Here is a 15,047-nt window from a genome sequence, read left to right as displayed (position 1 = left end):
CGCACATAAAAAACGCCAGTTAATAACTGGCGCTTTTTTCAAACATCTTAATAAATAACGATTAGGTTAATTTACCATGACATTGCTTATATTTCTTACCTGAACCACATGGACAAGCTTCATTACGACCCACTCGTTGTATTTCTGGCTTTGTCTCTGTACTGCTAGCAGATTCGTGAGTATATTCTTTTGGAATATCTTCAGCTTTACGATGTTGCTCTTCAACAGCTTCAACATCAGACTCAGCACGAATTTTTACCTTGCTAAGAATACTGATAACGTCATATTTGAGGGTCTCAAGTAATTCACCAAATAACTCAAAAGATTCACGCTTAAACTCTTGCTTAGGATTTTTCTGAGCATAGCCACGTAAATGTATACCTTGACGTAGATGATCCATCGCTGCTAAATGTTCTTTCCAATGAGAATCTAAGCTTTGTAACATAACAGCTTTTTCAAATTGACGAATAACATCAGCACCAGCTTGCTCTTCTTTCTCGGTATAGTTAGCTTCAACTTCTGCGAGTAGTTTTTCGCGTAAAGTTTCTTCATGCAATTTAGTATCTTCTTCAAGCCACTTTGCAATAGGGAACTCTAAAGATAGCTCGCCCTTAAAGCGCTCTTCTAAACCAGAGATATCCCACATTTCTTCCATAGATTGCTGAGGAATATGCTGATTTATAATACCAGTTACTACATCTGTACGAATATTTTTAATAACATCAGCGATATCAGCTTCGTCCATTAACTCGTTACGTTGTTCATAAATAACTTGGCGTTGATCATTAGAAACATCATCGAACTCAAGCAGTTGTTTACGAATATCGAAGTTACGACCTTCAACTTTACGCTGAGCATTTTCGATGCTGCGAGTGACCCATGGATGTTCAATGGCTTCGCCGTGCTCCATGCCTAACTTGCGCATCATGTTTGAAATACGTTCTGAAGCAAAAATTCGCATCAGGGCATCTTCCATCGATAAGTAAAAGCGAGTTGAACCTGCATCACCTTGACGTCCTGAACGGCCGCGTAATTGATTATCAATACGACGAGACTCATGGCGTTCAGTGGCAACTATGTGTAAGCCACCTAATTCTAAGACTTTATTATGCTGTATTATCCATTCTTCTTTCGCTTTAGCGATGCTTTCTTTGCTTTGGTCTTTTAATTTAGCAACAATCGCATCAAAGTTTCCGCCTAATACGATATCAGTACCGCGACCTGCCATGTTGGTTGCGATAGTTACTGCGCCAACTTTACCCGCATCAGCAACAATTTCAGCTTCTTGCTGGTGAAACTTAGCATTCAATACTTTGTGCTTAATTTTTGCTTTCTTTAAGAAGTCAGATAAAAACTCAGAGGTTTCTATACTAATCGTACCAACAAGCACAGGTTGTCCGCGTTCAACACAATCTTTAATATCTTCTAAAATCGCTTCAAACTTTTCATCTGCGGTTAAATAGATCAGATCAGCAAGATCTTTACGGATCATCGGTTGATTGGTTGGAATAACTACGGTTTCTAAACCATAAATATGATTAAACTCAAATGCTTCTGTGTCAGCAGTACCTGTCATTCCTGATAATTTTTCGTAAATACGGAAAAAATTCTGGAACGTTATCGAAGCTAAGGTTTGATTTTCGTTTTGAATATTCACTCCTTCTTTTGCTTCAACGGCTTGATGTAACCCTTCTGACCAACGACGGCCTTCCATCGTACGACCGGTATGTTCATCAACAATAACGATTTCGTCATCTTTAACAATATAATCGACATCTTTTTGGAAAAGCTTATGGGCACGTAATGCCGCCATAACATGATGCAATAAGGTAATATTGGTTGCTGAAAACAAAGAATCGCCGTCTTGAATGAGACCTTTCTCATTCATGATTTCTTCAATTCTTATTTGGCCATGCTCTGTTAGATAGATTTGCTTAGACTTCTCATCAATGGTGAAATCACCTTCAACAAAATCTTTAGATTGTCCGGTATCTTTATCTTTGTCTTCTTCGTTTTGTAGTACTAACGTAGGCACAACAAGGTTAATTTGACGGTAAAGTTCAGAGCTATCTTCGGCTTGACCCGAAATAATCAAGGGAGTTCTAGCTTCATCAATTAAAATTGAATCGACTTCATCAATAACAGCAAAATTTAATGGCTTTTGCGTACGTTCTTCTGGCGAGAAGGCCATATTGTCACGTAAATAATCAAAACCAAATTCGTTGTTAGTACCATAGGTAATATCTGAATTATAAGCCGCTTGCTTTTCAGCTGATGCTAATCCGGCAATATTACAACCTACCGTCATATCTAGAAAATCAAATAATGGTCGACACCAGTCAGCATCACGTGTTGCTAGGTAATCATTCACCGTTATAACGTGAACACCCTTACCTGTTAATGCATTGAGGTAAGAAGGAAGTGTCGCGGTTAACGTTTTACCTTCACCAGTGCGCATTTCCGCAATTTTACCATCGTTTAAGACCATGCCGCCGATCATTTGTACATCAAAGTGGCGCATGCCAAAGACACGTTTACTGGCTTCACGTACAACAGCAAATGCTTCTGGTAGGATACTTGATAGAGATTCTTCTTTGGCTAAACGCTCTTTAAATTCTGCGGTTTTTGCTTTTAGTTCTTCGTCAGAAAGAGCTTCCATAACGGGCTCTAAGGCGTTTATTTTTAAAACTTCTTTATTCATTTGTTTAATTAATCGATCATTACGACTACCAAACATTTTTGTCATTAACTTTACAAACATCTTGTTAAACCATATTGATATTAGAAGAAATACTTCCGCTGAAAATAACGTGACCAACAAGGGTCACATAAATTGTTTTTATTTTGCTTTTCTATATACGAACTTAATTGGATCTATTTGTGCATTATTGCGTAAAATTTCGTAATGAATATGAGGTCCAGTCGAGCGCCCCGTGCTACCCATACGTGCAATAATTTGTCCTTTGCTAACCACATCTCCTACTTTAACGAGTAAATTTTTATTATGACCATAACGAGTTTTTAATCCCCTACCGTGATTAATCTCGATAAGTTGCCCGTAGCCGTACCGGTCACTTGCCCAAGAAACAACACCTGAAGCCGTTGCAATTATCGCAGCACCTTCTTTACCTGCGAAATCTACACCTTTATGTATCGCTGGTTTGCCACTAAATGGGTCTTTTCGTACACCGTAATATGAAGAGAGCCAACCACCAATTATTGGTCGACCAGACAAATAGCTGCTACTTTCTATATGGTGACCCAAAGTCAAAGATTCAAGCGTAGTCAGTTGATTTTCTTCGTGGTGTAAACTTTCTTCTAATGTTGATATTTCAGTTAACAACTCTGCCAGTGGCTTTTTATAATGGTTTTCACTCTGCAGCATAGGACCACCTGATGGTGGTAATTGTTGAAAATTAAATTCATTCTCTGGAATTGAAGCTTCACTTGCTAAACGGTCACCTAAAGCATTCAGTCGTAACACTTGGCTTTGCAACTCAGCGAGTTTCATCGTTAGTGCGGTTAATTGTGGTTCACTTAATTGCCGAGGATCTATCTTAGCGGGTGAATTCAAAGCATAGGGTACAGCTTTTGGCACGTCATCAGCAGAAAAAATCAAATGAACAACAAAGCCTGATATTAGCGCAAATACAGTAATCGCAGACAACCAATGCAACTTATTCAGCGTCATTGAAAATCTAACGTTCTTTCCACGATATAGTAGTGTTAAACTCATAATTACTTAAATACTATTCCAAAGTAGAGTGGTTAATGGCACGCAAAACAAGAAAACCTTCAGATATGTCAGAGCTCTTTCAATCATCGAAAGGCACTTTGGCACAAATAGCAGCAAAAACCAACTCTTTAACTATCTTGTCTGACATTGTACGCCAAACTTGCCCTGACCTGCCAGCAGATGTCTGGCATATTGCCAATTTTAAGCAAAATTCTTTAGTAATTGAAGTCACATCTGCTGTTTGGAGCCAAAGACTACAGTTTGAACGGATGAATATTTGCCGTGAACTGGCCATCGCTACCGACAAGGCTTTTGATCAAATTGAAATTAAGGTATCACCTTATCGCAATAAAGTCGTTTATCAATCTGAAGAAAAACCCGCGGAGCCATTACATATCTCACAAAACACCGCTAACCAATTATTGGCTATTGCTAAAAACGCGCCTGAGAGTTTACGTAAAAAATTAGAAAAATTGGCAAAACACGCTGACAAAAACGCCATATAATAATTTTGCCTAGATATGATTTATACCCTTTATCTTAAAATAAAAAACCAGTCATTTGACTGGTTTTTTTTATTGAATAACATTAACTTTAAATTAATTAAAATGCGGCAGCCGTTACTTCTTGATATTGGATAGGAGACGGTGTTTCATCTTCGTAAGTCACCCATTCCCAACTTTCTTTTTGCTTAAAGACTTCTCTTAATAAGATATTATTTAAGCCATGTCCTGATTTAAAGGCGTTTAACTCACCTAAAATACTGTGACCACACATGTACAAGTCGCCAATCGCATCGAGTATTTTGTGTTTAACAAATTCATCGTCATAGCGTAATTCATCTTTATTAAGCATGCGGTATTCATCAAGTACAATGGCATTTTCTAAACTGCCACCTAAAGCTAAATCGTGAGAGCGAAGAAATTCGATATCACTCATAAAGCCAAAAGTACGTGCTCGACTAATTTCTTTAATAAAAGAACAGCTAGATAAGTCCATGCTCATCGTCTGACATGTTTTAGAAATAACAGGATGTTCAAATTCAATAGCAAAATTAATTTTAAAACCATGATAAGGCTTTAATTCTGCCCATTTGTCACCTTCTTCAACACGAACAGTTTTCTTTATGCGAATAAAACGTTTTGCTGCTGCTAATGTTTTGATACCAACCGACTGTATTAAATAAACGAACGGCAATGCGCTACCGTCCATAATCGGGATTTCAGGAGAATCTATTTCAACAATTAAGTTGTCAATACCTAAACCTGCGGCAGCTGATAACAAGTGCTCGACGGTGGAAATCTTCACACCTTGTTCATTGACTAAGCACGTACACAAAGTTGTCTCGCCCACAGCTTCAGGCGTTGCTGAAATTTCAACAATCGGATCTAAATCTATGCGGCGAAAAACAATACCAGTATTGGCTGGCGCAGGACGGAGAGTCAACTGCACCTTTTCACCTTTGTGTAAACCAACACCAACGGCGGTTACACTGTCTTTTAATGTACGTTGTTTAATCATAAATGCCTTATTAAGCTTTTACTAACCTTGAAATGCACCGTCCTCTTTCGACGGGCGCACAATATAGCAGAAAAACTTAACAAAATCAAAATATCAGCTTTTAGCTTCACATTGTTTCACACACAACTGTCCAACCAGCCGTATCCTAGTCACAAATTAATTCGAATAATATTAGCGATTATATACACTATTTTTATTCTCTGATGACAAAATTAACCGTTCAAATTAGTCAGCTTGTTTACGTAAAAATGCCGGGATATCTAAATAGTTCTCGATATCTGCTGCAGTTTGTACTTGAGCATTGCTGTCTTGCATTGCAATCGGCGCTGTATTCACTTCTGCCTGTGGGCTAGCAATAAATTCTTGGCCAACGGCAATAGGTGCACTAGTAGGAGCTGGATTTACTAGTGTTATATCTGGCTTACGATCAGCACCAATACCGGTTGCAACTACAGTTACACGTAACTCATTAGTCATTTCAGGGTCGATAACCGCACCAACAACAACCGTTGCATTCTCAGAAGCAAAGGCCTTTACAGCATTACCCACTGTTTCAAATTCATCGATACTAATATCCATGCCAGCAGTAATGTTTACCAAAATACCCCGAGCTCCGGCTAGATCAACATCTTCAAGTAATGGACTCGAAATTGCTGCTTCTGCAGCTTCTTCTGCACGGTCAGGACCCGATGCAATACCAGAGCCCATCATTGCTGTGCCCATTTCTGACATAACAGTACGCACATCGGCGAAATCAACGTTAATCAAACCTGGACGAGTAATTAGCTCTGCAATCCCCTGAACAGCACCTAATAATACATTATTTGCGGCCTTAAAAGCGTCAAGTAACGACGTACCTGGGCCTAAAACTTTTAATAATTTTTCATTAGGTATAGTAATTAATGAGTCGACACTTTTCGATAATAACTCAATACCTTGATTAGCATAGTTCATGCGTTTTTTGCCTTCAAATGGGAAGGGTTTGGTAACAACAGCAACCGTTAATATGCCCATTTCTTTTGCAATTTCAGCAACAACTGGTGCAGCACCCGTACCTGTACCACCACCCATACCTGCGGCGATAAAGATCATATCAGCCCCTTGTAGCGTTTCTCTAATCGTTTCTCTGTCTTCTTCAGCGCTGCGACGACCTATTTCAGGGTTAGCGCCGGCGCCTAAACCTTTAGTAACATCTGCACCAAGTTGTAAAGTAACATTGGCTGCTGAATTACGTAATGCTTGTGAATCAGTATTTGCCGTTATGAATTCAACACCTTCAATGGTTTGACAAACCATGTGTTCAACTGCATTACCGCCACCGCCACCAACACCAATGACTTTGATTACTGCTTCTTCGTTATGATCTTCCATTAATTCAAACATTTTTACTCTCTCCGATTTTTATGTTTTATTCCACCAAAACGCGATTTAACTCTTACTTTTTACTTACCCACCATGATTGAGGTAGATTATAAAAATTATTTACTCTTCTTGTAACAAAAGTTTTAGTGAGGGTTAAAACTCACCTTTAAACCATGCTAAGATACGCGAAGTAATACTAGCAATACCTTCACTTTTCCTACTCTCTATACTTTGTTGTTCATTGGCTTGCATACCGTAATGTAATAAACCAACAACTGTTGAGTACGTTGAATCATCAACATACTCTTTTAAACCACTCATACCTTTTGGCTTAGCGACACGAACTGGCATCTGAAAAACTTCTTCAGCAAACTCAACAACACCTTCCATTTTCGCTGTACCACCGGTTAACACATAACCCGCGGCAATTTGATCTTCTAAGCCCGCTTCGCGTACCGCTTCTTGAATAAGTTCAAAAAGCTCTTGGTAACGTGGCTCAACAACTTCCGCTAAAGTGTGACGAGACATTGAGCGTGCAGGACGCCCCCCAACACTGGGTACTTCAATGTTCTCTTCCATACTCACCATTTGTCGAAGCGCACAAGCATATTGCACTTTAATATCTTCTGCGTGGCTTAACGGCGTTCTAAAAATTTTTGCAATATCACTGGTGACCTGATTACCAGCCACAGGTATAACCGCAGTGTGTCTTAAAGCACCGCCAGCAAATACCGCAATATCCATCGTACCTGCGCCCATGTCTACCACACAAATACCGAGTTCTTTCTCATCATCAGTTAACACAGCATAACTAGATGCTAATGCTGAAAAAATAAGTTGATCGGCTTTTACTTCACAGCGCTCAACACATTTAACAATATTTTTAGCCATGTCGTTAGCACAAGTAACAATATGAACTTTGGCCTCCATTCGGACACCTGACATACCAATCGGGCTTTTTATGCCATCTTGACAGTCAATACTAAATTCTTGTGGTAATACATGTAACATACGTCGTTCCGCGGAAATCGGTACTGAACGCGCGGTATGTATTACGTTATCAACATCTTCTTGAATAACTTCTTTGTCATTAATTGGCACCATGCCATTTTCATTTTGACAACTAATATGCTTACCTGAAATACCTAAGTAAACCGAGCTAATTTGGCAATCGGCCATTAATTCAGCTTCGTTGATAGCACGCTGAATTGATTGAATAACCAAATTCAAATCATTAACGCCACCTTTATCCATACCTCGTGCGGGCTGATTTCCAACACCAACAATGCTTAATTGATTGTCCGGTGTTATTTCACCAACAGCAACAGATATTTTCGACGTTCCTATGTCTAAACCTACTACCAAATTTCTTTCGTTTACTTTTGACATTAAAGTTAAGCTCTTTGTTTATTCTCTGCGGTTTTCCAACCAACAGCGAGTCCAGTGTCATAACGTAAATCAACATAATCGACTTGCTGATTTTCTTCTTTTGTTTTCATTATTTGCGGGTAGACATCCATAAAGCGTTGTACACGCTCAATTTTGTTTTCTCTACCTAAATTAAGCGTTATGCCGTTCTTCAGCGTTAACTGCCAAGAATGACGTTCGGTAAGTAACAATTCATCAATTGACAACTCACTAAATTTCAGCAACTTACTTAAATTAACAAAGTTACTCAAGGCAAGATCTTCACTGCCTTCAGGACCAAAAAATGCGGGTAATGCAGACTGCAAACGTGTGGTGTCTGCCTGAAATGCTTTACCGTATTGATTAATTAAAAAGTCACCATTCCATAAAGCAATCGGCGTTTGGTCAACAACATAAATTTTCAGTTCATTCGGCCATTTTTTTCGTACCGATACCGAGTATACCCAAGGCAATTCAGCCACTTTCTGTTGTACGTGATTGACATCAACATTAAAAAAGTTTCCTAAGTTAACATCTTCAATCGCATTTTCTATATCTTGTCTATTGGTAAACGGCATTTCACCGCCAATAACAATCGACGTAACAGGCATTGACTCTTCAGATGACATTTTATTATTTAAAAACCAACTGAATGAAATAATAGTAATAATCACCAGCACAAAAAAAGTCACACCGAGCCAAAAAGACCAGTGTAATTTTTCTAGTTGCTCCGTCATTAATGGTGACAATGACGGTTGATTTCTACTAGTTATTGTCATTATTTATCTGCTAATTGTCCTGTGCTAATGGCGACTATTTTTGTTACCAGCTCACTAAAACTTAAGCCGTGTACCTTTGCTGCTTTAGGTACCAATGACGTTTCAGTCATACCTGGAACAGTATTTACTTCCAGTAGTTGCCATTTATTTTCATTGTTGCGCATAACATCTACGCGCCCCCATCCTTTTGCACCAGTTGCTTTAAAAGCTTTAAGCGCTAAGGCTTTAAGCGCTTGTTCATCTTCATCACTCAAACCAGCAGGACAATGATATTGTGTTGTTGTTGATTGATATTTAGCTTCGTAGTCATAGAACTCACGAGGCGTTTCCATATGAATGGCGGGTAACGCTTCTTCGCCTAAAATGGCCACCGTATATTCAGGGCCATTAATCCATGCTTCTACTAAAATTTGGTCATCATATTCAAAGGCAGTCGTTAATGCTTGGTGTAATTCATTGGCTGTTTTGGCTTTGGCCATACCAATACTTGAGCCTTCATTGGCTGGCTTAACCATGACCATACCACCGAGTGTCGCCAGTATTTTTTCTGCTTGAGTTTCTTGGTAAGCCTCTTTTTCTACAATAGCAAAAGGCGCAGTCGGTAATCCTTGTGCTTGAAACACTTGCTTGCTACGAATTTTGTCCATGGACAACGCAGATCCTAAAACATCAGAACCGGTATAGGGGATGCCCATATATTGTAAAGCCCCCTGTACACAACCATCTTCACCGCCTCGACCATGCAAAGCGATAAAAACCCGATCGATATTTCGTTTAGCTAAGCCAGCTAAACAAAACCCTCGAGTGTCGATGAGTTCAACGTCAAAACCAGCTTGTTGTAGACCCTTGGTAATCGCTTTTCCAGAATTAAGTGATACTTCGCGTTCTGCTGAGTCGCCACCATATAAAACAGCTAACCTTTGGTCTTTCAGTGATTTCACTTTTTAGCCCCTTTAAGGTCAACATTTAGTAACGGGTTTATCATAATTTCACGAGCTATAACGCCAATAGTACCTGCGCCTTGTGTAATAACCATATCGCCGTCTTGTAATTGCGCTTGCAACAATTCTGCTAATATTTCAGCGCTACTAACATAGATAGGTTCAATTTGACCACGCTGGCGAATACTTCGCGCTAGACTTTTACTGTCAGCACTATTAATAGGCGCTTCGCCCGCCGCATAAACATCGAGTAAAAATAAGCAATCAACTTCAGACAACACTTCAACAAAGTCTTCATATAAATCGCGCGTACGTGAATAACGGTGTGGCTCAAAAATCATCACTAAGCGTTTTTCAGGCCAGCCATTTCTCATCGCTTTAATTGTTGCTTTAACTTCACGAGGGTGATGTCCATAATCATCGACTAAGATCATCTCACCTTTTTCTGTCGCTAAATTAGCCAATTGTTCAAAACGTCTACCGATACCTGCAAATTTTTCTAAAGCACTGACAATAGCCGCGTCGGCTACGCCTTCATCAGTTGCAACTGCGATACTCGCTAAAGCGTTAAGCACATTATGTTCACCGGGTAAGTTTACTGACATATTGATATCAGCAAAACCTTCACGCTGTACGGTAAAATGACTAACGCCACCATTTTGTTGAAAGTTTGTCGCTCGTACATCAGCATCTTCACTAAAACCATAAGTGATCACTTGACGACCCATTCTTGGAATGAGTTCACGCACAACATCGTTATCTATACAAACAACCGCTAAACCATAAAACGGTAAGTTATGTAAAAATTCGATGTAGGTATCTTTAAGTTTTTCAAAATCACCTTGGTAAGTCTCCATGTGATCTTCGTCGATATTAGTGATCACTGAAACCATAGGCTGCAGATGCAAGAATGACGCGTCACTCTCATCGGCTTCTGCAATAAGGTAACGACTTTTACCCAAACGCGCATTGGTGCCTGCGCTATTTAATAAGCCACCAATCACAAATGTTGGGTCTAGGTCACCTTCAGCAAAAATACTTGCAATCAAACTGGTCGTTGTTGTTTTGCCATGAGTCCCCGCAATCGCAACACCATGGCGAAAACGCATTAATTCAGCTAACATTTCCGCACGACGTACCACAGGAATACGTAACGTTTGCGCATTCACCAATTCTGGGTTATCGGCTTTAATTGCCGTTGAAACAACAATAACACTCGCACCAACAATGTTATCTGCCGCATGACCTATAGTAATCTTTGCACCTAACGCCATTAAGCGAGTAACAACTTGATTTTCGCCAATATCAGAGCCAGTAATTTGGTAGCCTTCATTTAACAATACTTCAGCAATACCCCCCATACCTGCACCGCCAATACCAACAAAGTGAATGCTTTTTACGCGGCGCATTTCTGGTAATTTAATAGGTGCGGTGTTATTGGCTATTTTATTTCTCATTATCTTACTCATTAGTTAACTAACTCCGCGCAAGTATTAGCAACACGGAGAGTTGCATCAACGTGAGCAGCATCGTGCGCCGCTTTAACCATCGACCTTACTACGCTGTCGGAAATAAAAAGGCTGTTAAGCATTTGCGCTAAAGTCGTACCGTTAAATTCTTTTTGTGGTAATAATTTTGCAGCACCACGTGAAACTAAATACATCGCATTTTTAGTTTGATGGTCATCAACGGCATGAGGTAAAGGCACAAAAATAGCAGGTTTAGCTGCCATAGCGAGTTCTGAAACGGTTAAGGCGCCTGCTCGGCACACAACAATGTCTGCCCATTGATAAGCGGCCGCCATATCTTCAATAAATTCAGTCACTTTAACTTTATCTTCTGACAAGCCAAATTTTTTATAACTGGCCAGTACTGCTGTTTGATTATCACGACCCGTTTGATGCCAAACGTCAATATTTTGCAGTTGTATTTGCTTTAACGCTTGTGGCACGGTTTCATTCAAAATTTTAGCGCCAAGACTTCCACCAACCACTAGTACTTTTTTACTACTGCTTGGATTCTCAGGGATCACTGGCGTTAACGCTGTTATTTCTTTACGCAACGGGTTTCCGACCACCTGAAAGTCAATATTAGCGGTAAAAGCATTTGGGAATGCACTCAACACTTTCGTGGCAATTTTCGCTAAATAACGGTTTGTCATGCCAGCAACCGCATTTTGTTCATGTAAGACTAAAGGGATCCGCATTAACCATGCAGCAAAACCACCAGGAGCACTTGCATAACCGCCCATGCCTAAAACAACATCGGGTTTTACTTTGCGTAATATCGCGATTGATTGTAAAACCGACTGTAATAATTGAAACGGTATTTTAACACGCTCTAACAAGCTTTTATTACGTACACCGGAAATATTGATAAATGAAATATCAAAACCATGCTCAGGAACAATTTTTGCTTCCATACGTTTTTCAGTGCCAAGCCAATGTATCTTCCAGCCTTTAGCTTTGAGCATTTCTGCCACAGCTATACCTGGGAAAATATGACCCCCTGTGCCACCAGCCATCACTAATAAAGTGGGTGCTTTTTTGCTAGTTGTATTTTCAAATCCAGTCATATTGTTCACCCTCCTTATAATCTTTAGTTTTGGATTTTGCTTCTATTTTATTCATTGCATTACTTTTTTTTATTTTATTTTTCTTTGATTTTTTCTTAGTGGTCGCCTGAATACTTTGTAAACGTATCTCATGGTCTATTCTCATCAAAATAAACACTGCCATGGTCATAATGATCATCGAGCTACCGCCATAACTTAATAACGGCATCGTTAACCCTTTAGTGGGTACAACACCTACACTAGCACCAACATTGACCGCCGCTTGAAAGCTTATCCAAATACCAATAGCGTAAGCAAAAAAGCCTTCGAAATATTTTTCTTTTTGCAAAGCTACTCTGCCAAGTAACAGTGCCTTGAGCACTAAAAACATACTCAGCATTAAAATCACGCTTATGCCAATAAAACCAAGTTCTTCCGCAACAACCGCCATAACAAAATCGGTATGCGCTTCGGGTAAATATTCTAGCTTTTGAATACTATTTCCTAAACCTTGTCCAAAAATCTCACCACGGCCATAAGCCATCAATGATTGTGTTAATTGATAACCACTGCCAAATGGATCTTCCCAAGGGTCTAAAAAGCCGGTAACTCGCGCCCAACGATAAGGAGAAAAATAAGCGAGCGCGGATAATAAACTAATGCCAACGCCAGATACACAAGCGAATTGCCAAAGTTTAGCGCCAGCTAAAAATAACAGACCAAAAGTGGTCACAAACATCACAACAATGGTACCTAAATCGGGTTGCATTAATAACAAACCACCAAGTACAGTAAAGACAACGAGTGGTTTAGCAAACCCTTTAACGTTCTCCATCACTTCATCACGACGTCGAACGAGATAAGACGATAAATAACAAAAGAAAAACAATTTTGCAGGCTCTGCCGCTTGTAACGTTATTGGACCCACAACAATCCACCGTGTAGAACCATTAACCGTTCGGCCAATCACTAACACCACAACTAACAGCAGAATCCCCAATAGCAGTAAATGCCCACTGTTTTTTTGCCAAAGACTCATCGGTACGCTCATCGTGACAACTGCCACAAACAAGCTTATACAAATATAAATAAAGTGACGCTCGACAAAATGAAACGGGTCATTGAACAATCTTTCGGCAACTGGCATAGACGAACTGGCGACCATAATGAGACCAATCATATACATACTAATAGCGAGTAGTAAGTATGTACGATCAAATGTAGCGCTACTAGAACCTTGCTCTGCCGATAACCACATTGGTAGCTTTATATTATCGAGTTTAGAGAGAACTGATGTTGTCATGAGTTCTCCTCTGGCAAACTTGGTATTTTATTTTCTCCGCTCAATTTATTAACCGCATTGACAAAGACTTCGCCACGTTCAGCAAAGTTTTTAAACATATCAATGCTGGCACAAGCCGGTGAAAGTAACACTACATCACCTGATTTAACAATATTGCCAAGGATATTAATCGCTTGTTCAATACCGGTAACTTTACTATTTTTTATCTGTACTTTATTAGCGACAGCAGCTATTTCATCGCCGTCTTTACCTAAGGTAAAAACATGGCTAACATCTTTAGAAAAAACGTTGGTTAATGGGGAAAAATCTGCTCCTTTGCCATCGCCACCGGCAATAACATATAAGTTGTTATGTTCTGACATCATAGCGGCTAAGCCTTCAATCGCAGCGAAGGTTGCGCCAACATTGGTTGCTTTAGAGTCGTTAATCCATTGCACATTGTTATACGTTGATATCAGCTGACAACGATGTGCCAAGCCTTTAAATTCAACTAAATGTGTTAACATCTCGTCAAGTGGCCAACCAGCACTATGACCTAGTGCCAATACCGCTAAACAGTTCAAGGCATTGTGTAAACCGGCAATAGGCAGTTGATTAACACCAATAAGCGGCATCGAGCCAAGCATTAATTGTCTTTGTCCATCAATCACCAACATGCCAAAATGACCGTCGAGTGCAGCGTCGCTACCAAACGAAAGCGACTTTTGCGCCTTACCAACAAGTTGAGTATTCACATCATCACGATTAGTTATAGCCGTTTGACACTGTTGATAAATACCTCGTTTAATCGCGGCATAGTTTTCTAAGGTTTTGTGACGATCTAAATGATCATCGCTCACATTTAAAACAGTTGCGGCAATCGCCTTCATACTGCGTAATGTTTCTAATTGAAAACTAGAAAGTTCTAAGACTAAGCAGTCGAGTGATTTATGCGATTGTTCAAGAACCGGTACACCGATATTACCGCCTAGCTCAACTTTTTTACCCAGCCGTTGTCCAAGAAAAGCCAATAAAGACACGACCGTTGATTTACCATTTGAACCGGTGACAGCAAGAATAGCGGTGTTATTATTTTGACAATAAAGCTCAACGTCTCCAGCAACAATACAATTTTTACTTATCTGCTTAGCAATGTCAGCAATACTGGTATCTATACCTGGGCTAACCAGTAAGACATCGGCTGAAGCGATCAGTGTTTTATCCCAGCGACCTAACGTTAATGCTGTATGTGGAAACTCTTGCTTAAAATCGTCAATATTAACGGCATTATCACGATTGTCGTTTACCGAGCAAGTTAAGCCATTTTTTGTTAAATAACGCACACAAGACAACCCTGTTAACCCTGCACCGAGGACAACAATTTTTTGGTTTGTTAACTGCGCTATAGCTAGCGGAGCTTGTGAGATTTTTTGCGTCATCTTATGTTTTATACCTACTTTAAATA

The 15,047-nt window shown here is 39.7% G+C and carries 12 protein-coding genes; 1 reads left to right on the top strand and 11 read right to left on the bottom strand.

Features of this window, described 5'->3' with window-relative positions:
* Positions 1-61 precede the first annotated feature (61 nt).
* Both secA and H4J67_RS00860 read right to left on the bottom strand, forming a co-directional pair.
* Positions 62-2,761 (bottom strand): preprotein translocase subunit SecA, encoded by a 2,700-nt coding sequence (secA, locus tag H4J67_RS00865; RefSeq protein WP_182202586.1) that lies wholly within the window; start codon positions 2,759-2,761, stop codon positions 62-64.
* 78 nt (positions 2,762-2,839) lie between these two features.
* Positions 2,840-3,691: a M23 family metallopeptidase gene (locus H4J67_RS00860; protein WP_259368442.1), complete on the bottom strand. Its 852-nt coding sequence runs from the start codon at positions 3,689-3,691 to the stop codon at positions 2,840-2,842.
* A gap of 80 nt (positions 3,692-3,771) precedes the next feature.
* On the opposite strand from H4J67_RS00860, the gene H4J67_RS00855 reads away from it, so the two are divergent.
* Entirely contained in the window at positions 3,772-4,242 is a 471-nt protein-coding gene (locus H4J67_RS00855; RefSeq protein ID WP_070374770.1) for a DUF721 domain-containing protein, read from the top strand.
* Positions 4,243-4,339: 97 nt separating this feature from the next.
* Here H4J67_RS00855 and lpxC read toward each other — a convergent pair whose 3' ends face one another.
* From lpxC to murD, 9 genes are all read right to left on the bottom strand, one after another.
* Entirely contained in the window at positions 4,340-5,257 is a 918-nt protein-coding gene (gene lpxC / locus H4J67_RS00850) for a UDP-3-O-acyl-N-acetylglucosamine deacetylase (RefSeq protein WP_070374771.1), read from the bottom strand.
* Between the two features lie 225 nt (positions 5,258-5,482).
* Positions 5,483-6,640: a cell division protein FtsZ gene (gene ftsZ, locus H4J67_RS00845; RefSeq protein WP_182176268.1), complete on the bottom strand. Its 1,158-nt coding sequence runs from the start codon at positions 6,638-6,640 to the stop codon at positions 5,483-5,485.
* A gap of 132 nt (positions 6,641-6,772) precedes the next feature.
* Positions 6,773-8,008 carry a cell division protein FtsA gene (gene ftsA / locus H4J67_RS00840; protein WP_182176269.1) on the bottom strand — a complete coding sequence of 412 codons (1,236 nt, stop codon included), beginning with the start codon at positions 8,006-8,008 and terminating at the stop codon, positions 6,773-6,775.
* Between the two features lie 5 nt (positions 8,009-8,013).
* Positions 8,014-8,805: a cell division protein FtsQ/DivIB gene (locus H4J67_RS00835; protein ID WP_259368441.1), complete on the bottom strand. Its 792-nt coding sequence runs from the start codon at positions 8,803-8,805 to the stop codon at positions 8,014-8,016.
* Positions 8,805-9,746 carry a D-alanine--D-alanine ligase gene (locus tag H4J67_RS00830; RefSeq protein ID WP_182176270.1) on the bottom strand — a complete coding sequence of 314 codons (942 nt, stop codon included), beginning with the start codon at positions 9,744-9,746 and terminating at the stop codon, positions 8,805-8,807. Before H4J67_RS00830 ends, H4J67_RS00835 begins: the two co-directional genes overlap by 1 nt.
* Entirely contained in the window at positions 9,743-11,203 is a 1,461-nt protein-coding gene (gene murC, locus H4J67_RS00825; RefSeq protein WP_182176271.1) for a UDP-N-acetylmuramate--L-alanine ligase, read from the bottom strand. The genes H4J67_RS00830 and murC overlap by 4 nt, the downstream gene beginning before the upstream one ends.
* A gap of 11 nt (positions 11,204-11,214) precedes the next feature.
* Positions 11,215-12,321: an undecaprenyldiphospho-muramoylpentapeptide beta-N-acetylglucosaminyltransferase gene (gene murG, locus H4J67_RS00820; protein ID WP_182176272.1), complete on the bottom strand. Its 1,107-nt coding sequence runs from the start codon at positions 12,319-12,321 to the stop codon at positions 11,215-11,217.
* The gene (gene ftsW / locus H4J67_RS00815) at positions 12,308-13,558 is read right to left on the bottom strand and encodes a cell division protein FtsW (RefSeq protein WP_220463351.1); all 1,251 of its coding nucleotides are present in this window, start codon (positions 13,556-13,558) and stop codon (positions 12,308-12,310) included. The genes murG and ftsW overlap by 14 nt, the downstream gene beginning before the upstream one ends.
* A 41-nt stretch (positions 13,559-13,599) precedes the next feature.
* Positions 13,600-15,021, bottom strand: coding sequence for a UDP-N-acetylmuramoyl-L-alanine--D-glutamate ligase (gene murD, locus H4J67_RS00810; protein ID WP_182176274.1), 1,422 nt, complete (start codon positions 15,019-15,021; stop codon positions 13,600-13,602).
* Positions 15,022-15,047: the final 26 nt, after the last annotated feature.

This window comes from Colwellia sp. BRX10-4 (assembly GCF_014077465.1).
Classification (GTDB): Bacteria; Pseudomonadota; Gammaproteobacteria; order Enterobacterales; family Alteromonadaceae; genus Colwellia_A.
This window is presented reverse-complemented; position numbering and strand designations above follow the sequence as displayed.